The organism is Moraxella sp. RCAD0137 (assembly GCF_002894025.1).
Classification (GTDB): domain Bacteria; phylum Pseudomonadota; class Gammaproteobacteria; order Pseudomonadales; family Moraxellaceae; genus Moraxella; species Moraxella porci.
The window spans coordinates 16247-38716 of the sequence record NZ_LTCC01000013.1; the positions used below are offsets into that span (position 1 = coordinate 16247).

Consider the following 22470-nt stretch of genomic DNA (forward strand, 5'->3'; position numbering starts at 1 on the left):
TAGAATAAATGGGGTTTTTCTAGCAAAAATAAAGGCTATCTTGTAAAATAGTCCATCTAATCATCGTTGATTGATTTTGGGTGGTATCATCATCCAAAAATGGTTTGGCATCTGTTGTATTATGCCATACTCTTTTTGACGATGAAAAGCGAATTTATCAAAGCTCTTGGAATTTAGCGAATCATGTCTGATGTAGCCACTTCTAAAAAATCGTATCAAGCCAAAGTGTTCACTGAGCTTTTGGCAGAGCGTCCTGTTACGCCGATTTTGGATCGGGTGGCGTCGCCTGCCGATTTAAAGCACTTATCAAGCGATGAGCTGATCCAGCTTGCCGATGAGTTGCGTGCGTATTTGCTATACTCAACCGGCGTAAGCGGTGGGCATTTTGGTGCCAATCTTGGTGTGGTGGAGCTGACGATTGCACTGCATACTGTGCTAAATACCCCTTATGATCAGCTCGTTTGGGATGTCGGCCATCAGGCCTATGCGCACAAGGTGCTGACAGGCCGCCGTGACCGCTTGCCAAGCATCCGCTCAAAAGATGGCTTGACGGCTTTTCCTGAGCGAAATGAGAGTGAATACGATACCTTTGGCGTGGGTCACTCATCGACATCCATCTCAGCGGCACTGGGCATGAGTCTGGCTGCTCGTCTGCTTGGCGAAAATCGCAAAGTGGCAGCTGTGATTGGCGATGGGGCGATGACAGGCGGTATGGCGTTTGAGGCGATGAATGATGCCGTACAGCAAAATGCCGATTTGCTCGTTGTGCTCAATGATAATGATATGTCTATCTCAGCTGCAATTGGTGGATTTTCACGCCACTTGGCACGCCTATGGCAGCGGGGGCTTGCGATGGATATTGACAAGCATGGCAATATCTTGATGGTTAAGCGTGATATTTCATCCGATGATCGCCGTATTCGCCATTATCTACACATGGCAAACGAAGCTTTGGAAGATGTATCAAGCCGTCTGCCGAGTAAGATTGGCGAGAAAATCAGTGGTCTGTTTAGTGGTACGCCATTATCGCCACTGCCTGATAAGATTGCTGAGAAAATTGGCGATAAGCTATTTGCTGATAATTTGTTTAAGGCGATTGGTTTTACTTATCTTGGGCCATTTGATGGTCATGATTTGCCAAAGCTTGTCAGTGTGCTTGAGCGGGCAAGCCAGCTCAAAGGGGCGGTGCTGGTTCATGTGCATACGGTCAAAGGCAAAGGCTTTTTGCCGGCAGAAGCTGATCCAATCGGGTATCATGCCATTGGTAAATTGCCAAAAACTGCCGATACATCGACTGCAAATCAGCCAAATAAACCAAGCGCACCTGTCAAAAAATACTCGCAAATCTTTGGCGACTGGCTGATGCACACCGCCAAAACCGATGATAAACTGGTCGCCATCACCCCTGCGATGGCAGAAGGCTCAGGCATGGTCGAGTATGCCAATGCTTATCCTGAGCGGTTTTTTGATGTGGCGATCGCTGAGCAGCACGCTGTGACACTAGCAGCGGGTATGGCGACGAGTGTACTGAAGCCTGTGGTGGCGATTTATTCGACATTTTTACAGCGTGGCTATGACCAACTGATTCATGATGTGGCGCTCCAAAATCTCGATGTCACCTTTGCCATCGACCGAGCGGGACTCGTGGGCGAAGATGGTGCGACACACGCTGGTGTGTTTGATTTGGCGTATTTGCGATGCGTACCGAATATCATCATTGCTGCACCAAGCGATGAACACGAGTGCCATCAGCTGTTAAACGCGTGTTATCAGCATCAAGGCACGGCAGCGGTGCGTTATCCACGGGGTAATGGCATTGGGCGAGCGGTGGATGTGGCAGATGCACCTATTCAGATTGGTCGGGCGAATGTCGTTTGGCAGTCGGATAATGTTGACACAACGCATGGTGATAAGCTTGCCGTACTTGGCTTTGGCACACGCTTAGCCGATGCCAAAACTGCTGCCATGCGTTTGGCTGACAATGGTTTGGCGGTGGTTGTGGTTGATATGCGATGGGTGAAACCGCTGGATACTACCCTGATTGATCAGTTGATCAGCTCAGGCGTGACTCATATCGCCACGGTCGAAGAGCATCAAATCGCAGGCGGTGCAGGCAGTGCAGTCAATGAATATGTGATTGCAAAAGGTCATCAAGTATCGCTCAAAAACCTTGGCATCACCGATCGCTTTATTGAGCACGCCAGCCATGAACAGCAGTTAGCTGCTTGCGGTTTGGATGCAGATGGGATTTATCAGTCTTTGGCAGATTGGCTATAACAATTGCCCATTATCATGACGAATGATAATGTATTATTTAACTTTTATTTAAACTTTAGTCATTTACTTATTGAAAAGGTGAGTTATGGAACCGATGGTTGTCATGGCGGCAAACGCTGCCAAAAAAGTGGGTCATGAAATTTTGCGAGCGCATCAAAATCGCCACCGCCTAGATTTGGCGGTTGAGTCTAAGGGGCTTGATGGTCTTGTGACACAAATTGATCGTTATGCCGAAGAGCTGACCATTGCAACACTCAAAGAAAGCTACCCAAATCACTCTTATCTGGGCGAAGAATTTGGCCTACAAGAAGGTAAGGGCAATGATGCAGATTGGTGCTGGGTGATTGATCCTTTGGATGGCACCCAAAACTTCGTGCATGGCGTACCGCATTTTTGTGTATCAATCGCAGTCCAAAAAAATGGCGTCACCGAGCATGGTGTGGTCTATGATCCAGTGCGTGATGAGCTATTTTCAGCCAGTCGTGGTCGAGGTGCATTGATGAATCAGCGTCGCCTACAAGTCAGCGAACGCAAAACCATCGAAGGCGGTCTATTCACCACAGGTCATCCTTATGAGCGTATGGTCGGTGAAGAGCGTGTGAGCTTTGCTCGTCAGCATTTTGCCAGCCTACAAGCCATCTGCGAAAATGGCGGTCAGGTACGCCGTTTCGGTTCGGCGGCACTTGATCTGTGCTATGTGGCAGCAGGTCGCTTTGATGGCTATTTTGAGATGTCACTAAAGCCATGGGATGTGGCGGCAGGTGAGCTGATTGTCACCGAAGCGCGTGGCGTTGTCGTCGATCACAAGGGCGCACCAAATGCGATGACCACAGGCTCTGTGTTTGCGTGTAATATGAAACTGCTCAAGCCGTTGATGCAGCTTGTCGTACCACGCTGGGAAAATGCACTGATTGGCTAAGGTAAATCACTTCATAATGCTCGACAAGTTCGGGCATTTTTTATGGGTGATTGGCGACTTACTGAGGTGAATTGATAGTCATTTTCACTTAAACTCAATATTTCGCCAAATATGACAAAGTGTGTCAAAAATGAAACAAGTGTTTACACTTTATCGGGTCAAAATGGCAATTTGTCGTTGTGTACATTCGTAAACTTAGGTTATACTACATCCATCAAGCAACCGATATTCACAAGTTGCTCACGGATCAAATTCAAGCCGATCAGCTTGATTAAATAAAAATTATGGAGTTTCACATGACACAGCCAAAACGCCAAATCATCGAAATGAACATCCTATCAAAAGGCAAAGAACAGCCGATTACCAGCGAGATGATCGCAGCTGTCCTAAAAAAACTGGCCAAAGGCAATTCTGAACCACTGCCGATGACTGCCTAAGCGATTGATTGATCTGGTGCAGATGGTGTGAGTGTTTTATTGAGTGTTTTAATTGCCATCTGCATCTGATGCTTAGTTTATCCGTTAGACACATTCTTATCCGCGCGATAACTCGCGATCAATTTGAAAGTTTCTCCAAGCCGTTCTCGGTTTTTCAAGCAGACTTACCGTCCTCGTTGGGCGGTTTGTTTGTTTTGAGTGGCTTAAGCCAAATCAATGCGCATTCACAGTTTTGTTACATATTGTGAGATTTACTGATTTTTTGGGACAAAGGCTTTATAATAGCCGAGTTTTGGATGCACTTAGCCGAATGGCGGGTGCATATTTTTTTGTCTTTTGGCAGTATTTGGCCAAAGATCTTAGTATTAGTTGTTAATTATGAAAAAATTTTTACGCATTTTGGCGGTACTCATTGTTTTGGCGTTGATTGCCGTGTTGATTTTCTTATTTCGCAATGTCGCAACCAAGCCTGTTGAAAACGCCAGTGACGAGCCAGTCGTCGATGCAGTGCTGATCGGTGGCGGCATCATGAGTGCGACTTTGGGTACTTATTTAAATGAGCTTGAGCCAGATTGGCAGATCCATATGTATGAGCGCTTGGATAAAGTTGGCCAAGAAAGCTCAAATGGCTTTCACAATGCCGGCACGGGCCATTCAGGCTTTATGGAGATGAACTACACCGTCGAGGGTGAGGATGGCAGCATCGACATCGAGCGCGCTGAGAAGATTGCTGCTCAGTTTGAGGTTGCCAAGCAATTTTGGTCTCATCAGGTCAAAGAGGGTCGCTTGGGTACGCCATCAAGCTTTATCAATCCTGTGCCGCACATTGCCTTTGTATGGGGCGATCAAGTGGACTTCCTAAAGCGCCGCCATCAAGCGATGATTCAATCACCGCTGTTTAGCGACATGACTTATACCGAAGATAAAGCTGAGATCGCCAAGTGGGCGCCTTTGGTGATGCAAGGCCGTGATGCCACTCAACAGGTCGCTGCTACTCGCATGGATGTCGGTACCGATGTCAACTATGGCGCCATCACCACGCAGCTGATCGATGGCCTAACCAAGAAGCCAAACTTTAAGCTGTCCACAAATAGCGAAGTCACAGGCATCAGCCGCAATGAGGATCAGACTTGGACAGTGAGCGTCAAAAATCTACAAACTGGCGAAACCACGCACACCAAAACACGCTTTGTTTTCGTGGGTGCAGGTGGTGCAGCGATTAAGCTTTTGCAGTACACGGGCCTACCTGAGAGCAAATATTATGCAGGCTTCCCAGTCGGCGGTCTGTTCTTGATGACTGATAAGCCTGAGATCGTCGCGGCACATAACGCCAAAGTGTATGGCAAGGCTGAGCTTGGCGCGCCTCCAATGTCAGTGCCGCACATCGATACACGCTACATCGATGGCAAGCAGTATGTGTTATTTGGCCCATTTGCTACTTATTCTAATAAGTTTCTAAAAAACGGCTCACAACTTGATCTGATCAACTCAGCCACTAAGGACAATGCTTTTCCAATGGCGAAAATCGGTCTTGAGAATACCGATTTGGTGAAATACCTGATCAGCCAAGTGATGCTCAGTGATGCCGAGCGTCTAAAAGAGCTGCAAAAGTACTATCCAGAGGCCAAGCTTGAAGATTGGAAGGCGTTCCAAGGTGGACAGCGCGTACAGATCATCAAGCAGCTACCAAACGAAGCGGCCAAATTGCAGTTCGGTACCGAGATTTTCAGTTCAGAAGATGGTACAGTCACAGCACTGCTGGGCGCATCACCTGGTGCATCGACTTCACCGCATATCTTGCTAAATCTGCTAGAAAAGGCCTTCCCAGAGCAAGTTGCTGGCAAATGGCAACCTAAGATCCAGCAGATCATCCCGTCGTACGGTAAAGATCTGGCCAAAGATCCAGCATTGCTTGATCAAGTTCGCACCGAAACCAGCCGAACTTTGGGCTTGGTATATACTCCAAAGGGTACACAGGCACTGCCTGCACCGACGGATGCCGCTGCCATTGCAGCCTTGAACGAAACCTCACATGAGGTGACGATCCCTGTAGCTCGTTAATGGATCTACAAAAAAAAGCCAAGCAATTTTGCTTGGCTTTTTTGATGGCTGTTTGGTGGTATAGTAAGGCTGGTTGTGTGCTGCGATAACAGGCAGTTAGATGTCATGAAGGCTATCAATGCCCATACTCAAAAGGCATGGCTTTGACAAGATAAAGCGGATACATTTAGTTAATGAAATGATGAGTAAGGCGTGCTTTTTTTATAGCACATGACAGAATAACCAAAGAAAGTAGGGCGATGGCTAAAAAGTTGCCCAACAAAAACTTCGTGTCAATCAAAGAAGAGATGGTAGGCCCAGCAGGGCTCGAACCTGCGACCAAAGGATTATGAGTCCTCTGCTCTAACCGACTGAGCTATAGGCCCGTATGGGGAATCTGCCCACAGATGCTGCATGCAGATAATAAAAAAACCAATGATCACTCACTGGCTTTTTAAATTTGGTGGGGTCGGAGAGACTCGAACTCTCACACCTCGCGGCGCTGGAACCTAAATCCAGTGCGTCTACCAATTCCGCCACGACCCCAAATTGTTATATCAAGTAGCGCATCAGCGCGTCGTCTTGATGTTGCGTATTATATAGGGTTTTTAAATTTTGGCAAGCATTTTTTGATAAAAATGATGACAATTTGATAAAAAATCTATAAGTCATTGATTTTAAATATAAATTTTAATAAATTTTTGTATCATGTTCTCAAGATCATAGATCTTCACGGATTTTTTTGGAAAAATCATGGCTTGTGATCGGGTTTTGGTGGTGGTATTGTTGGACTTTGGGATTGATAAAAGCTTGGCTTTTGCTGGCTTGTGGATCTTTTGAGCCATCGATGATGCCAATGCCCATCAAAAATTCTGGCAGGCGACCTGAGGCCAGCACGCGATAATCTTTTGGGATGTCGCGTACTGATCGCCACAAATCAAAAATCGCGGTGGTGCAATTATCGCTTAAAGTATTATACCAGCTTGGCGTGTGTCTGAGCGCATCGGCAGCCTGTAGATAGGCCAAGAACAGCGCGCGCATCTCATCTTTTGGCACTGATAATGGGTACAGATAGACGCGCTCACCACGCACATTACTGCGGGTGTAGATGATGTCTTTTTCATCGGCGGCGATGAGTGTCATTTCATATTGACGAAAAAACCCACCGATGGATGAAAACTGCTCGCCGATTTCTTTTCTGATTTCAAAGGAAAACACCACGCGCTCACCATCTGCAAAACCAAAGGACATGAGCGTGTGTGCGATGTTGTCATTTGACCAAATTGATAAGATAAGATCTAGGCTGTCAAGCTGCGCCAAATCATACTGGCGCGTCTGCCAGCGCGGCACATAGTCAGTTTCGCTAATCCACTCAAAATTGCGAACATTTTGAATGGTCACCACATTGCCTTGAATCTCATGCACAAGCTGCATGGCGACCTCATCCTGCCAAGCACGATCATTACTGGGTTTTTGGGCATATAGCCACATACTGATGGCGGTGAGCAGCAGCACAAGGCTCATCGTGCGCGTGCTTTTGGTTTGGTAAATACTGGCCGCATAGATCAGTGTTAAGGCGGCAATCGCAGGATAAGTGGCCATACCCATCGGCTTATGAATCAGTAACGCCATCGCGCCCCACGCTGTCCATAGACCCAAGCCTGTCTGCATGCCAAGCATCTTTAGGCGATTGGGCGATGGCTCATGGATGGGCTTGGCTGAACTTGGATGGATGTGATGAACCATGCATATCACCGTACAAAATCGTTAGCGAATATAAAAAGGTTTTATCATCATAGCACATATGATAGACTGGTGCATATGATTATAAAGTCTTATTATAAGTCAGCTTTTGGCCAGTCGATCGATGCAGCCGACCAGCTTATCATTTAAAGGAGCAAGTATGATCACCACTTTAGACATCAGCGAATTTCAACCAAGCAGTGACAAAACCATCTGGGATGTCAGAGATGCGGATAACTATCAACAAGGCCACATCGAACATGCCATCAATCATCCTTTGGATACCTTAGATAAATCACTGCTCGACGGTACCACTGGGGATGTGTATGTGCTGTGCGGTGGTGGTACTAAGGCGCAAAAAGCAGCCGAGCGATTAAATGAACTTGACCCTACGCGCAGCATCATCCATCTGACTGGCGGCACACGCGCTGCCATCGCCATCGGGATGACCATCGTGCGTGAGGATAATTCTGCCTAGGACGCTAGTAATAAATATCTTATAAATCAATAAGTTATGAAATTTATCACATTTTTTGAAAATTAGTTGTTGACACTTTTGGGTCTTAGTTGTATTATACGCACCACAACGACGAGCTGATGAATAAAAAGCTGGTCGTCACCAAAAGATCGGAGTGTAGCGCAGCTTGGTAGCGCATCTGGTTTGGGACCAGAGGGTCGGGGGTTCGAATCCCTCCACTCCGACCATCTTTTAAAGCCGAACAGGCTTTTTTTGTTGGTGAAAACTGACATACTAAGCCACTCGAGCGCCTGTAGCTCAGTTGGATAGAGCATCTGCCTTCTAAGCAGGTGGTCGCAGGTTCGAATCCTGCCAGGCGCGCCATATGCCTGAAAGTTTTTTATGGCGGCTATAGCTCAGTTGGTAGAGCCCCGGGTTGTGATCTCGGTTGTCGTGGGTTCGAGTCCCATTAGTCGCCCCATATTCTAAGCCCATCGATGATATCGGTGGGTTTTTCGTTGTCTCAAACTTATTTTTTTACCATTTTTAGACTTAGTTATCTTACCAAAAATACTTTACCAATGCTGGGATTGCCGTTATACTGTACGATATTTGAGCAACCCATTCATGATAGATAAGGATTTGCCATGAGCGCAGAATTACTCACCATCGGGTCACGCACCTTTAGCTCTCGCCTGCTTGTCGGCACAGGCAAGTACAAGGATTTAAACGAAACTGCTGCTGCCATCGATGCCAGTGGCGCCGAGATTGTCACGGTTGCCATTCGCCGCACCAATATCGGTCAGCATAAAGATGAGCCAAATCTGCTCGATGTCATCTCACCAGAGCGTTATACCATTTTGCCAAATACCGCTGGCTGCTTTGATGCTGATAGTGCTGTGCGTACCTGTATGCTGGCTCGTGAGCTGCTTGATGGTCATAATCTGGTCAAGCTAGAAGTGCTGGGTGATGATAAGAATCTGTACCCCAATGTCATCGAAACTGTCAAAGCCGCCAAGGTGCTGATTGATGATGGCTTTGATGTGATGGTCTATACCTCAGACGACCCGATCGTCGCCAAAGAGCTTGAAAGCATGGGCTGTGTTGCCATCATGCCGCTTGGCAGTCTGATCGGCTCAGGACTTGGTCTGCTAAACCGCCATACCCTAAGCCTCATCATCGAGCAGACACAAGTACCTGTTCTTGTTGATGCTGGCGTCGGCACTGCCTCAGATGCTGCCATCGCCATGGAGCTTGGCTGTGATGGCGTACTGATGAACACCGCCATCGCTCATGCCAAGCAGCCTATCTTGATGGCATCTGCGATGAAGCACGCCGTCATTGCAGGCCGTGAAGCATTCTTAGCAGGCCGTATGCCAGCTCGTTATATGGCACAAGCCAGCAGTCCGCAGACGGGGTATTTTTTCACATCATGAGCCGCCACGCCGATCGTAACGCCTGATCTTTTGGGCGATGTGCGATCTATCTTGAGGGTTGGTTTGGCTAAGGGTGCTTAGAAAATTTTAAAATCCTCAAAAAAGTCACTTATCAAGTGAGGCAAATTTTGCTATCATGAAGCATTTTTGGATCTTAAGGATGGTCAAGTGCGCGCGGTTGGCATAGTCGATTCACTGTTTTTATTCTTAGAAAATGCCAAGCAGCCCATGCATGTTGCAGGGGTTTGTGTGTTTGAGCTGCCTGATGATCATGATGAGCATTATTTTAATGAGCTGATCAGCCAAATTGACACAGATGCCTTGCCTAATTTTCCTTTTAATCAAGTGCTGCACCGTGGGGTGATGTGGCGCAATATCCGCAAATTTCATATCCATCACCATTGTCACTATCATCATCTAAAAACTGCCAAGATGAGTGAGGCGCTGGCGCAGATCTCAAGGCTGCACGAACGCAGGCTCGATCGCAGCCGCCCACTGTGGGAGCTGCATTTGTTTGATAATTTGGAGCCTGAATATGAGGGCGGCTCTAAGCGCTTTATTTTATATATCAAAGTGCATCATACACTGATGGATGGCGTGGCGGCGATGCGCCTGTTTCAACGCTCGCTGTCGCATCTGCCGGATGAGCGCCTGTCTCAGCCGCTTTGGCTGCGCAATATTCGCAATAAAAAAAGCAGTTTTATCATCGAGCATAGAAGTTGGCGCGATCGCCTAAAAGATCAGCTGCATGGCGTGTGGCCTGTGTCCTCTGAGCTTTTGCGCGATTATCAAATCTCTCAACAAACCTTAGCCAATACAGATGCTGTTGATTTTATTAGCAGTCTCAATGCGCCAGAATCGATGCTCAATCAGCGCATCGGCACCAGCCGCCATCTGTCGATCATCGCTCTTGAAAAGGCGCGCTTCGTCGGTGTGGCTCGGCGATTGTCGGTATCGACCAATGACATGATTTTGGCGGTCTGCGCTCAGGCGTTAAGAGAATATTTGCTGTCGCAACATGCATTGCCTGAGGATCCATTGATCGCCTTTGTGCCGACCTCACTGCGCAAAAATAACACCGCCATCGGCAACCAAATCTCATTTGTTCCAACCAACTTAGGGACGCATAGCCCCGATCCAGAGCATCGCCTGCAGCTAATCCATCAAAGCATGCAAGCAGGTAAGGCGCGCATCGCTCGCATGACGCAGTCGCAGTTTATCAATTACACCGCCGCGCACTATGCATGGGCAGGAGTGAATTTGGCGACGCGTTTATATCCTAAAAAACAAGCCTTTAATCTCATCATCTCCAATGTGCCAGGCGATGATACGCCGCTGTACCTAAATGGCGCCAAATTACAAGCTGCTTATCCAGTTTCGGTGCTGTTTGATGGCCAAGCGCTGAACATCAGCTTCACCAATTATCAAGATCGGATTGATTTTGGTATCACTGCTTGTCAATCAACGCTGCCAAACATCCAGTCTTTGACCTCGCTGATCGCCAAAGCGCTCGATGATTATGAAAATCTGTCCAGTTGATGGCTCTTGGCCTGAACTAAAACAGAGCCAGCTGCACCTCACGCTGAGATGAATCAAGATTTGAAAAAGTGACACCTACCAAGCGAATCGGCTGCGCGCGTGGAATGTCGCGAAACAGCTGCACCAACCACTGATAGGCCAAATCTGCGCTGGTATAAGCCGATGGCAGTGAGTGACTGCGAGTGATCTGGCTAAAATCAGCGTATTTGATTTTTAGCGTCACCGTATGGGCTTGTAGTTGCCTTTTATTGAGATCATCAAAAGCTTCTTCGGCTTGTTCTCGGATTTTTTGTAATAAGATTTCATCTCGATGAATATTCTGCCCAAAGGTCACCTCAGAGCCGACAGATTTTCGCACGCGATCAGGTTTAACTTGGCGTTCATCGATGCCGTGCGCGATGTCATGATAAAACTGGCCGCGCTTTTGACCGAATAATGTCACCAAAGTCTCAAGCGGTGTCAAGCGCAGCTGCCTACCATTGTGTACCCCGATTTCATGCAATCGCTGACTGCTGGCGCGACCGATCCCGTGAAATCGTTCAATCGGCAGGCTGTCGATCAGTGCTTGAGCGTGTTCGGGTGGGATGATGGTGATGCCATTGGGCTTGTTGATATCAGAAGCGATTTTGGCAAGCATTTTGGTGCTTGAGACGCCAGCGGATGCGGTGAGTCCTGTGGTGGTGTATATGTCTTGGCGTAGCTTTTGGGCGATGGCGGTTGCCGAACCATGGATATGCCAAACATCGCTGACATCAAGATAGGCTTCATCAAGCGATAGGGGCTCAACCAGTGGCGTGATGGCGTGCATCAGTGCTTGGATCTGCTGACTGACCGCGCGATACGCATCAAAACGCGGCCGCACAAAAATCGCATGAGGGCAGCGGCGACGCGCCTCAGAGCAGTTCATCGCTGAGCGGATGCCATATTGACGGGCTTCATAACTGGCAGCGGCGACCACCCCGCGCCCATTGGGATCGCCACCGACGATGAGCGGCTTGCCACGCAGCGTAGGATTGTCCCGTTGTTCGACACTGGCAAAGAAGGCGTCCATGTCGATGTGAATGATTTTTCGCATGGCTTATTATACCCTACAGCGAGCCAAACAAAAAGCGCATCACCGAAATGATGCGCTTTGCTTGGGATGACCAGGTTTGACCATTAAAAATGCACTTCAACACCGACATAAGGGCCTTTAAAGTCCGCCTTATATGGCACTTGGCTGCCAAAAACATTGCCAAGATATTTCACATCCATCTCATCATAATCCAATGACAGCACGCGATAGCCACCTTTGATGCCAAGATCGATGGCAGCGGTCTTAACAAAGTCGTATTTGATTTCAGCTTGCGCATCTGTAGCTTTGACATTACTGCCGACACCGACACCAAGCTCAGCTTTGGCAGACAGACCGGTAAACGGCAGCTTAGCACCGACAGATGCATAAGCCATCGGCAAGGTCTTATTCAGATCCAGCGTCTTGCCGCCTGTGTATTTGACATCGCCTGAGATACGCTTGGCGCCTAGACCCAGATCGACGCTCACCACATTATCCAGAATTTCATAATAAGCGATGGCATCGGTACTGGTGAATGTCACTTCATCACGGGTGATGGCGGTGTTTTGGCTGTGGCTGATGTCAGCATGACGCACGCGCACATTTGGGATCAGTGGTACGCCGTGCTCTAGGCTTGCCGATAGCATATAATTGCCTTCATCATCAAAGCTTTGCTTGCTACCATTATCGGTAATGTCGGCAGAGGTATGCCAATAGTTGGCATCAGCATACAGACCGTATAGGGTATCAGCCTGTGCAGTGCTTGCGATCAGTAGTGCGGTTGCGATTGCGATTTTTTTCATAAATAACACTCAAATGATGCCCCATCGATGATGGGGCAGGTTGGGGAAATAATTATGCCAAAGTAGCACCGATTGGCATGGTGTCTGGCAGAGTGATGACGGTTAATTGACCGTCTTTTTCGGCGGATAAAATCATACCTTCAGAGATGCCAAATTTCATTTTGCGTGGTGCCAGATTGGTCACGCAGACGACTTTTTTGCCAGTTAGCTCTTCAGGTTTATAAAACTTAGCAATACCGCTAAAGACATTGCGGGTGGTTTCTTCACCGATGTCTAGGGTGAATTGTAGTAGCTTATCAGCGCCTTCGACATCATTACACTCAATGACATGGGCAACTTTCATTGTCACTTTGGCAAAATCATCAATACCGATAAATTCACCGGCTGCCCCAGTGGATGTATCAGTAGATTTGGTTTTGTTCGCTTTGTTATCCGTTTGATTGTTTGGTTTTTCAAGGCTTTCTTTGGATGCATTCACCATCGCATCGACTTTGTCTTTTTCGACACGGCTCATCAGTGGGCTAAAGGCGTTGATGGTGTGATTGACCAAATGCGTGTGGCGAGTATCAAAGGCTAGGCTATCGACATTCAAGAAGGTGCGAGCATTTTCAGAAAGAATAGGCAAAATCGGTGCCAGATAAATCACAAGCTTATGGAAAATGTTCAAAGCCACAGTACAAACTGCCTGCACTTCTTCGGTTTTACCTTCTTTGTTCAGTGCCCATGGCTTATGCGTATCGATGTATTCGTTTGCTTTATCGGCACACGCCATGATTAGGCGGGTGGCACGGCCAAATTCACGCGCCTCATAGGCAGCTGCGATATCGGCACCTGCATCGATGATTTCTTGTACCAAGGTAGGTTCTGATAGAGTATCCGCCAATTTGCCTTCGTTATTTTTATGGATAAAGCCTGCACAACGAGAAGCGATATTGACCACTTTGCCGACCAAATCTGAGTTAACCTTTTGCATAAAGTCTTCAAGGTCAAGGTTGATGTCTTCGACACTAGATGACAGCTTACTGGCGAAATAATAACGCAGATATTCAGGGTTAAGATTTTCAAGATAAGTCTCTGCTTTGATGAATGTGCCGCGAGACTTACTCATCTTCTCACCATTGACGGTCAAAAAGCCGTGTGCATTCACCGCTGTCGGTGTGCGAAGCCCAGCACCTTCGAGCATCGCAGGCCAAAACAGCGCATGGAAATAAACGATGTCTTTGCCGATGAAATGATACAGTTCGGTTGTGCTGTCTTTTTTCCAGTATTCATCAAAATCCATGCCTGTGCGATCACACAGATTTTTAAAGCTTGCCATATAGCCAACAGGGGCATCTAGCCAAACATAAAAATATTTGTCTGGCTCACCAGTGGGTGTATTGGGGATTTTAAAGCCAAAATATGGTGCATCACGGCTGATGTCCCACGGTGCAAGACCTGCTTCAAACCATTCGGACAGCTTATTATAAATCGCTGATTGTAAGCGATTATCACCCTTTGTCCATGTCTTCAAAAATGCTTCAAACTTTGGCAAGTCAAAGAAATAATGCTTGGAAGATTTGATGACAGGTGCGGTGTTGCTCAGCGTCGAATACGGGTTTTTTAGTTCAGTGGCATTATAGGTGCTTGAGCAAATTTCACAGTTATCGCCGTATTGGTCCTTTGCACCGCACTCAGGGCATTCGCCTTTGACGAAGCGGTCAGCTAGGAATAAGCCTTTTTCGGTGTCAAATAATTGCTCGACATCTTTGGTAAAGATATAGCCACCTTGTTCAAGCTTGGTGTAGATGGCTTGTGAAAAATGTTCATTTTCTGGACTGTGTGTCGAGTGATAATTATCAAAACCGATATGAAAGCCAGCAAAGTCCTTTTCGTGTGAGGCTTTGACGGTAGCGATTTGCTCTTCGGGCGTGATGCCATTGGCTTCGGCTTTTAGCATGATGGCAGTGCCGTGAGCATCATCAGCACAGACATAAGTGACCGTGTGACCCATGGCTTTCATGGCGCGCACCCAAATGTCCGTCTGAATGTATTCGACCAAATGCCCTAGGTGAATCGGGCCATTGGCATAAGGCAAGGCACTGGTAACTAGAATTTTGCGATTGGTTGTCATATCGAGCATTCCAAGATTTTAATAGATGTTAAAAATATCCGTATTATAGCCGAATTTTGGCGCAAAATCACCCATAACCGCCATCAGTGCGCATAACTTAGGATTTGACTTAATGACCATCAAATTTGAGCCATCATTACATCTTAGTCTTTGATCAAATCAGCCAAAAACTGCATCCATATGATGGGTTTTTGCTGAAATGTTTGGCAAATTTTGCTATGATAAGCGGCATAAATTAACCCAAATTTCACTCATTGACTATACTATGGATTTTTCATGACAGCCACAGCACTCACGCGCACCCAAGCAGATTTGGTTTTATATGATACTCTAAGCGCCACCAAGCGACCGTTTACGCCGATGCAGGCAGGACAGGTGGGCATCTATGTTTGTGGCATGACGGTCTATGACTATTGTCACATGGGACATGCGCGCGTCATGGTGGGCTTTGATGTCATCACTCGTTGGCTGCGCGCCATCGGCTATCAAGTCAATTATGTGCGTAATATCACCGACATCGATGATAAGATCATCAACCGCGCCAATGAAAATGGTGAGAGTATCACCGAGCTGACCGATCGCTTCATCGCTGCGATGTGGCAAGATGAAAAGGCGCTGGGCTGCCGCAGTCCTGATCGCGAGCCTAGAGCGACTGAGCATATCGAGGATATGCAGCAGCTGATTGACACACTGATGGCAAAGAATCTGGCTTATCAAGGCACGGGCGGCGATGTGTATTATGCCGTGGATCGTTTTGATGGCTATGGCAAGCTATCTAAGCGCAAGCTTGATGAAATGCAAGCAGGCGCATCAGAGCGTGTGACAGCGGCAGATGATAAACAGTATCCATTTGACTTTGTGCTGTGGAAATCTGCCAAGCCGTCAGAGCCGCATTGGCCATCGCCGTGGGGCTTGGGTCGCCCAGGGTGGCACATCGAATGCAGTGCGATGAGTACTTGCTGTCTTGGTGAGACCTTTGATATTCATGGTGGTGGGCATGATTTGCAATTCCCGCACCACGAAAACGAAATCGCCCAATCCGAGGGCGCCAGTGGCAAAACCTACGCCAACAACTGGATGCACATGGGCTTTATTAATATCGATGGCGAGAAGATGAGTAAGTCTTTGGGCAATTTCTTCACCATCCGTGATGTGCTAAAGAAATTCAACCCTGAAGCGGTGCGGTTTTTCTTATTATCCAGCCATTATCGCAGCCCTGTCAATTTTTCAGATGCCGCGCTCAAAGAAAGCCACACGGCACTGACGCGTCTGTATCAGGCGCTCAAATCTGCTGAGATGTACGGCGATGTTGATGTCGATGAGGCGGCATGGTCAAGCGAGGCAGGTCAAGCGTTCGCAGCGGCGATGAATGATGATTTTAATACTGCCAAGGCCGTAAGCGTGCTGTTCGGTGTGGCAGGCGAGGTGAATCGCGCCATCAAATCAGGCGATCAACAAACCGCGGTGGTGCAGGCGCGCATCCTCAAGACCTTGGCCAGTGTACTAAATATCGTTCAGACCTCACCAAGCCAATTTCTGCAGGCTAGAATCGATGGTGATGCCAAAGATGGCATGAGTGATCGCGATATCGCCGCCAAAATCGCTGAGCGCGCCGAAGCTAAAGCCAATAAAGACTTTGCCAAAGCCGATGCTATCCGTGAAGCACTCAAGGCAGTGGGCATTGAGCTGGAAGACAGCCGAGCAGGCACGACTTGGCGTCGGGTGTGATAGATCTCTTTACTTTCTATTGGTTGGATGATGGTTATGATAAGACCAAGATCTTATGCGCTAAATCTAATAATGATGTTGGCCTTATCGCTCAATACCAGTCATGCGTCTCTCGATGATGAAGCTTATACCGAGATGGCGTGCATCAAGCCAAACACTGAACAACAGTTTGATCATGTGGGCTGCTTAAATAAAAAAGGCGTCGCCATTGTCGGTGATAATTTACAAACGGTTTTTGGCGATTTTCCTTATCCGATGGGCTTGGTGGATGCATCGGGTAAGCTGATCTTGCCTAATCAATATCATCAGATCTATATGCCAAGTGATTGGGAGTATGACAATCCTTTACCGATGTCTGATGCGCTGATTTTGGTTGAGACTCGAGATTTAAGCCAAGATAGTTTGTTTGGCAATTTGGGTGTGGTCAGTGATGGCTGGGGATTGGTGGATACCAAGGGTAATTTTATTATCCCTATCGGTATGTATGACAAGATCAATCAGTTTTATGACAATGGCTTGGCAGCAGTCGAGGTTGATGGTAAATACGGCTTTATTAATACCAAAGGGGAGCTTGTCATTCCCTTGATGTATGATTACGCTTTTGGATTTTCTGATGGCTTGGCTGAGGTCAAATATCAGGATCTGTATGGCGTCATCGATGTCAATAATCGCGCAGCCATCGATTTTAAGCACCAACATCTTGAACTACTAAAGCCAAACCTTGTCGCTGTCAAAGATGGCGACCAATATGCCTTGATGGACATTCATTCAACCCGATTAACTGGCTATGATTACGATCTGATCTCAGACTTGGATTTTCAGGGTTTATATTTGGTAGAGCAGTCCAATAAATACGGCGTGATCAATACCAAAGGCGAGATCGTCGTGCCTGTGAGGTATGACGCTGTGGATATTAACTACGAAAAATCTTCATATCATGACAACAAAACCTATCTGTCTGCCAAAAGGACTGATGGCAACCATGATCTTTATGATGAACAAGGCGTTTTGGTGAGCGACTAATTGTTTGATGGTGTCATGCCGTACTGATTTAATCTATCACCATCAAAAAAGACGACCATCAGGCCGTCTTTTGGTTTTTGCGACAGTTCAAGCCAAGCGATTATTCCAAGCTTTCTAGACGGATGCGCACCACAGGCTCGACCACCGCACCCAAGGCTTCGATTTGCTCGATGGCGGTGTTCATTTGTTTTTCGACGACAGGTAGGGTGAGGATGATGATCGGCACCAGACCTGATTTGTGTGCATCACGCTGTAGGATAGCATCGATATTGATGCCATTATCGCTTAGGATACGCGTGGTGTCAGCCAGTACGCCAACTTCATCTTTGACTGTCAGGCGTAGATAGTAGCCAGAAGTCATCTCATCGCTTGGTAGGATGCGGGTATCTGACAGCTCATCGGGCATGAATGCCAGATGCGGCACATCGCTTGGCAGGGCATCTTTGATGACATAGATCAGATCCATCACATCCGCCATCACCGCCGATGCGGTCGCACCAGCGCCTGCGCCATCGCCATAGTACAGCGACTGTCCAAGCGGGTGCGCATCGATCATCACGGCATTTTTGACGCCATTGACATTGGCAAGCAGGGTATCGCTTGGGATCAATGCAGGATGCACGCGCAGCTCGATGCCATTATCACGGCGGATGGCAAAACCCAGATGCTTGATGGTATAGCCAAGCTCTTTGGCATAGACGACATCTTGGAGGCTGACTTTGGTGATGCCTTCGCAATATACCTTATCAAACTGCACAGGAATACCAAAGGCGATCGATGCCAGTAGTGATAATTTATGCGCTGCATCAATGCCCTCGACATCAAAGGTCGGATCCGCTTCGGCATAGCCCAGTGCCTGAGCCTCAGCAAGGACATCATTGAATTTACGGTTTTTTTGTTGCATCTCGGTCATGATAAAGTTACCAGTACCGTTGATGATGCCAGTTAGCCAGTCGATTTTGTTGGCAGCAAGTGCTTCGCGCACGATCTTGATGATCGGGATACCGCCTGCGACCGCTGCTTCATAGCGGACTTGTACGCCATTTTCTTCGGCAAGCTTAAAGATTTCGTTACCGTGTTTGGCAAGTAAGGCTTTATTGGCGGTGACGACATGTTTTTTGTGGCGGATGGCATGGGTAATGACATCATAAGCCACATCGGTGCCGCCGATGACTTCGATGACGATATCGACATCTGGCGCTTCGGCGATCGACATCAGATCAGCAGTTTGGTGGATGCTCGGATCGATATCATCACGCTGACGGCGTGTGCCTGCGTGGGTGACGACCAAGCGATGGCCGCTTCTGCGCGCCAGCTCATTGACATTGTCTTTGATGAGATTAAGCACGCCTGTACCGACAGTGCCCAGACCCAGTACGGCGATGTTGATGGTTTTGTTCACAAAAAAGCTCCGTAAGTTCGGAAAACAGCAAAAAACGGCAAGGCAAGAGCTGAGCCATCACGCAGTCAATCGCGAGCTTGGCCAATATCAGTGCCTTTTAAAGAATGAGTAAATTGCTTAAGTTATCATAAGTCATGGATTTGTGCCAGTGATTTTTGCTAAATTCTCACCAAATTGTATGAATTTTTCGACAGCTGTAGCAAACCAATATTTATAGAGCCGCTTCATCTATCGGCTCATCTGATCATGATGCTTGATCTTGATTATTGCAGGCTTTATTGATGCTCGATGGCCAGTTGAATTAGCTCATCAGCAGGGATGTAGCCGCCGATTTGCATACCTGATGCAGTAAAGATCGCTGGCGTGCCACTGACTCCGAGTGTATGCCCCAATGCCATGTGCTGCTCGACAGGGTTGTCGCAGTCGGGTGCGTTGATGGCTTTGCCTTGTTTGGCTTGAGTAAGTTTATCCTGGCGGTCGCTGCTACACCAGATAGCCTTGGCAAGTGGGACATCTTTTTGGGCGCGTGGCCAAGCCAAGTAACGGACTTCAACACCGCCTGCAGTGATGGCATCGATCTCGCTGTGCAGCTTTTGGCAGTAATGACAGGTCGGATCGGTGAAGACATAGATGTGGGCTTTTTTATCGCCTTGAGCGGTGAAGATAATTTGCTCAGATTCTGGGACTTTGGCAAGTGCGTCTTTGGCAATGGCGGATAATAGGTCAGCAGCAATATCCACAGGCTCGCCATCACCGAGCTTGACTATCTGACCTTGAATCAGATAGGTGCCTGATTTGTCAGTGAACATCGATGGGGCGTTATCAAAGCTAACCCAGTACATATCGGGCATCTGTGTGGCGATGGCATTGGTGACTTTGATGGTGATGCCAGATTTATCCAGATTATCTTGCAGGGCTTTGATGACAGCGGTGTCGCTCTTGTCGCTTACAGGCGTCGCTGTCGCCGTCGGTGCGGCTGTTTCGCTTTTGGTTTGTGCTTTATCGCCACAGGCGGTAAGTAATAGGGTGCTTGTGATGATGGCGGTCAGCAGGGTGGTTTTGGTGGTCATATTGGTTTTAACGGTTAGATAATTATGTGTATTATGTCAGAAAAATGAGTTTTTTGCCACATTGCTAAGCTTGATGTAGTTTGCAATTTTCATTAAAATAATTTAGTTATTTATATCTAAAGAGGTTTTTATGGATAAGGATCAAAAATACATCGGTCAAATTCAATGGTTTGGAACAGCTGATGGTGCAAAATATGGATTTGCTGATTTTAAGGGTGATATCAATTCATCTGTATTTTTTCACAAAAATACAATTGCGGCAGAGCAACAGGATAGCCTGTCCGAATTTACTAAGTCAAAGTTTATAACAGCAAAAGTTAGAAAGTCATTTAAAAATAACGATAAATTAGAGGCGTATGGTGTTAGTCTTTTAGAAAATGAAACTGATTGGGATTTTCTATTTAATGCATATGTTTCAAGAAGTGATGACGTTGTGCGCGACGATTCATTGTATATAGAATTGTTTGATATCCTTGAAAGTCGTGAGGCTCAGCAGTTAACCAAATGCTTGATTAACTATGTAAAAAACAATTATGAATTAAATATTTCTACAATTATTCAACTTGAGAATCAATTTGGTGCAAAACTATTTTCAAAAGATGAATTCCGTAATTGGATGCTTGAGAATCTTGAACTAACAGAAATTGTAGATATAGATAAAATTAAAAGTCTAGATTCATTGTTTAGATTTAATTATCAAAAATGTCTTGATGATTTCAAAAACTCTATTTTAGACAGAATTATTTATAACTTTGCCAATATAGCGGATATAAAAGAGATTGTATTTGATTCTTGGGTTTCAGACGAACTAAAACTATTTGCCGCCAAAGCTTTGTTGGGTTTTGATGATGGTACTCATATAACAAAGCTTAACATAAAAGAAATTCAAAAGCTGTTACATATTTTAAATAAAGAAAATTATGAAAATTTAATAGAAAAAGCAATTTTATTGGCGAGCCCGGTTGTCAAAATAGAATTATGGTTAAATGATGATATTCAAGAAATTGATAAGGAATGGTTAAATAATATTAAGGATTTGGAAACTAATGATCAAGTAAAATGTATTAAAAAGATTTTTAATTCTATATATTTACATAAGATTCAAATGAGTCTTGATGAAATTTTACACATCAATGTAACGGATTATTCTTCAAAGGTTGTATTGGAATTATTGAGATTGTTAAATCAGCGTGTACGAATAAATCAATTTCAGTTGAGATATAACCTGCTTGAAATATTATCTAATCTGTAACTATCCCCTAAAATAACACAGCTCAAACGTAGAATTTCTTATAAAATACCCATAAGGAGTTTTAATATGAGCAAACGAATGACCGAGACCCAAATAGTATCAATATTAAAAGAAGCAGAAGCTGGGATATCTGCTAAAGAGCTGTGCCGTAAATACGGGGTAGCTAGCTCGACATTTTACAAATGGAAGTCTAAATACGGCGGTATGGAAGCCTCTGATGTCAAACGACTAAAAGAGCTTGAAGAAGAAAACCGTAGGCTTAAACAGATGTATGCTGATTTAAGCCTTAAAGCGCAAATGCAGGAAGAGATCATAAAAAAGCTATAGCGCCTGTACCCGAGCGCAAAGTCTGGGCGCAAGAATTACAGGCGCAGTATGATGTCAGCATTGCAGTTAGTTGTCAGGTTGTCTGTATGAGTCGAACTGCTTATTACTATAAGCCTAAACTATCTGACGATAGTGAAATTATTGATGTTTTAAATGAGCTAACAGACAAGCACAATCGTTGGGGCTTCCCAAAGTGTTTTAAGCGTATACGTAAGCTTGGCTATTCATGGAATCATAAGCGAGTACACCGTGTTTATACAGCTTTAAACTTAAACCTACGCCGTAAGTCTAAAAGACGGCTACCAACGCGCAACCCTAAGCCGCTAAGTGTGCCAAACGCATTGGGTCATACTTGGTCTATGGACTTTATGAGCGATAAGCTGCACAACAATATTCGCTTTCGAACCTTTAATGTGATTGATGATTACAACCGTGAAGTATTAGGCATTGATATTGGTACCAGTCTGCCTTCACTCCGAGTAATTCGCTACCTTGACCAGCTAGCCGAGTGGCATGGCTATCCTAAGCAAATTCGTGTGGATAACGGCAGTGAGTTTACATCTAGCACATTCACTGATTGGGCATCAGCTCACGGCATCTATATTGACTATATCGAGCCTGGCTGTCCTTATCAGAATGCTTATATTGAACGGTTTAATCGCAGTTATCGTAATGAGGTTTTAGACTGCTACCTTTTCAACAATTTAAACGAGGTTAGTAAGCTGACTGAGGATTGGATCAAGGTTTATAACACCGAAAGACCCCATGATTCACTTAATGATATGACACCTGCTGAGTACAGGCAGGTGGCTTAATTATTCTACGATGATGTTGTGTTAAGAATGGGGTA

17 protein-coding genes and 5 tRNA genes are annotated in these 22470 nt (G+C 46.2%); 14 read left to right on the top strand and 8 right to left on the bottom strand.

Translation table 11 applies throughout. The features are described 5' to 3' along the window. Nucleotides 1–183 precede the first annotated feature (183 nt). The 4 genes from dxs (at nucleotide 184) to mqo (ending at nucleotide 5694) form a co-directional block, all read left to right on the top strand. On the top strand, nucleotides 184–2277 hold the full coding sequence (gene dxs, locus AZ602_RS08035) for a 1-deoxy-D-xylulose-5-phosphate synthase (protein ID WP_103034464.1): 2094 nt from the start codon (nucleotides 184–186) through the stop codon (nucleotides 2275–2277). Nucleotides 2278–2362: 85 nt separating this feature from the next. Next, nucleotides 2363–3196, top strand: a complete 834-nt coding sequence (locus AZ602_RS08040) for an inositol monophosphatase family protein (RefSeq protein ID WP_078318115.1) — start codon at nucleotides 2363–2365, stop codon at nucleotides 3194–3196. A gap of 296 nt (nucleotides 3197–3492) precedes the next feature. Then, nucleotides 3493–3633: a hypothetical protein gene (locus AZ602_RS10145; RefSeq protein WP_199174108.1), complete on the top strand. Its 141-nt coding sequence runs from the start codon at nucleotides 3493–3495 to the stop codon at nucleotides 3631–3633. 378 nt (nucleotides 3634–4011) lie between these two features. Next, complete coding sequence (gene mqo, locus AZ602_RS08045) at nucleotides 4012–5694, top strand: malate dehydrogenase (quinone) (protein ID WP_103034465.1); 1683 nt, start codon at nucleotides 4012–4014, stop codon at nucleotides 5692–5694. Between the two features lie 288 nt (nucleotides 5695–5982). Here the strand turns inward: mqo and AZ602_RS08050 are convergent. The 3 genes from AZ602_RS08050 to AZ602_RS08060 all read right to left on the bottom strand — a co-directional run bounded on the left by AZ602_RS08050 (nucleotide 5983) and on the right by AZ602_RS08060 (nucleotide 7419). After that, nucleotides 5983–6059, bottom strand: a tRNA-Ile gene (locus AZ602_RS08050). A 75-nt stretch (nucleotides 6060–6134) separates the two neighbouring features. Then, nucleotides 6135–6219 (bottom strand) — tRNA-Leu (locus AZ602_RS08055). A 174-nt stretch (nucleotides 6220–6393) separates the two neighbouring features. After that, complete coding sequence (locus tag AZ602_RS08060; RefSeq protein ID WP_103034466.1) at nucleotides 6394–7419, bottom strand: DUF4105 domain-containing protein; 1026 nt, start codon at nucleotides 7417–7419, stop codon at nucleotides 6394–6396. Nucleotides 7420–7576: 157 nt separating this feature from the next. On the opposite strand from AZ602_RS08060, the gene AZ602_RS08065 reads away from it, so the two are divergent. From AZ602_RS08065 to AZ602_RS08090, 6 genes are all read left to right on the top strand, one after another. Continuing rightward, entirely contained in the window at nucleotides 7577–7894 is a 318-nt protein-coding gene (locus tag AZ602_RS08065; RefSeq protein ID WP_103034467.1) for a rhodanese-like domain-containing protein, read from the top strand. A 150-nt stretch (nucleotides 7895–8044) separates the two neighbouring features. Next, nucleotides 8045–8121 (top strand) — tRNA-Pro (locus tag AZ602_RS08070). 59 nt (nucleotides 8122–8180) lie between these two features. After that, nucleotides 8181–8257 (top strand) — tRNA-Arg (locus AZ602_RS08075). 21 nt (nucleotides 8258–8278) lie between these two features. After that, nucleotides 8279–8354 (top strand) — tRNA-His (locus AZ602_RS08080). 166 nt (nucleotides 8355–8520) lie between these two features. Beyond that, a complete protein-coding gene (locus AZ602_RS08085; RefSeq protein ID WP_103034468.1) occupies nucleotides 8521–9309 on the top strand; it encodes a thiazole synthase in 789 nt (262 codons plus the stop codon). Nucleotides 9310–9456: 147 nt separating this feature from the next. Continuing rightward, the gene (locus tag AZ602_RS08090) at nucleotides 9457–10848 is read left to right on the top strand and encodes a wax ester/triacylglycerol synthase family O-acyltransferase (protein ID WP_227525203.1); all 1392 of its coding nucleotides are present in this window, start codon (nucleotides 9457–9459) and stop codon (nucleotides 10846–10848) included. 16 nt (nucleotides 10849–10864) lie between these two features. Here the strand turns inward: AZ602_RS08090 and dinB are convergent, their stop codons facing one another. The 3 genes from dinB to metG form a co-directional block, all read right to left on the bottom strand. Then, on the bottom strand, nucleotides 10865–11923 hold the full coding sequence (gene dinB / locus AZ602_RS08095) for a DNA polymerase IV (RefSeq protein ID WP_103034470.1): 1059 nt from the start codon (nucleotides 11921–11923) through the stop codon (nucleotides 10865–10867). 83 nt (nucleotides 11924–12006) lie between these two features. Then, the gene (locus AZ602_RS08100; RefSeq protein ID WP_103034471.1) at nucleotides 12007–12705 is read right to left on the bottom strand and encodes a TIGR04219 family outer membrane beta-barrel protein; all 699 of its coding nucleotides are present in this window, start codon (nucleotides 12703–12705) and stop codon (nucleotides 12007–12009) included. 52 nt (nucleotides 12706–12757) lie between these two features. Continuing rightward, the gene (gene metG, locus AZ602_RS08105; RefSeq protein ID WP_103034472.1) at nucleotides 12758–14818 is read right to left on the bottom strand and encodes a methionine--tRNA ligase; all 2061 of its coding nucleotides are present in this window, start codon (nucleotides 14816–14818) and stop codon (nucleotides 12758–12760) included. Between the two features lie 276 nt (nucleotides 14819–15094). On the opposite strand from metG, the gene cysS reads away from it, so the two are divergent. Continuing rightward, nucleotides 15095–16546, top strand: a complete 1452-nt coding sequence (cysS, locus tag AZ602_RS08110; RefSeq protein ID WP_103034473.1) for a cysteine--tRNA ligase — start codon at nucleotides 15095–15097, stop codon at nucleotides 16544–16546. Between the two features lie 72 nt (nucleotides 16547–16618). After that, on the top strand, nucleotides 16619–17569 hold the full coding sequence (locus AZ602_RS08115; RefSeq protein ID WP_227525204.1) for a WG repeat-containing protein: 951 nt from the start codon (nucleotides 16619–16621) through the stop codon (nucleotides 17567–17569). Nucleotides 17570–17669: 100 nt separating this feature from the next. On the opposite strand, the gene AZ602_RS08120 is transcribed toward AZ602_RS08115, so the two are convergent. Continuing rightward, nucleotides 17670–18971 (bottom strand): homoserine dehydrogenase, encoded by a 1302-nt coding sequence (locus AZ602_RS08120; protein WP_078318126.1) that lies wholly within the window; start codon nucleotides 18969–18971, stop codon nucleotides 17670–17672. Nucleotides 18972–19246: 275 nt separating this feature from the next. Then, a complete protein-coding gene (locus AZ602_RS08125; RefSeq protein WP_103034475.1) occupies nucleotides 19247–20041 on the bottom strand; it encodes a DsbC family protein in 795 nt (264 codons plus the stop codon). Nucleotides 20042–20171: 130 nt separating this feature from the next. Here AZ602_RS08125 and AZ602_RS08130 point away from each other — a divergent pair, with 130 nt between their 5' ends. Both AZ602_RS08130 and AZ602_RS08135 read left to right on the top strand, forming a co-directional pair. After that, complete coding sequence (locus AZ602_RS08130; RefSeq protein WP_103034476.1) at nucleotides 20172–21293, top strand: hypothetical protein; 1122 nt, start codon at nucleotides 20172–20174, stop codon at nucleotides 21291–21293. 66 nt (nucleotides 21294–21359) lie between these two features. Continuing rightward, nucleotides 21360–22435, top strand: a protein-coding gene (locus AZ602_RS08135) for an IS3 family transposase (protein WP_369803884.1) whose coding sequence is annotated in 2 segments (ribosomal slippage) — nucleotides 21360–21606 and nucleotides 21606–22435 — 1077 coding nt in all. Because the reading frame shifts where the segments join, the coding sequence is not laid out codon by codon here. Nucleotides 22436–22470 lie beyond the last annotated feature (35 nt).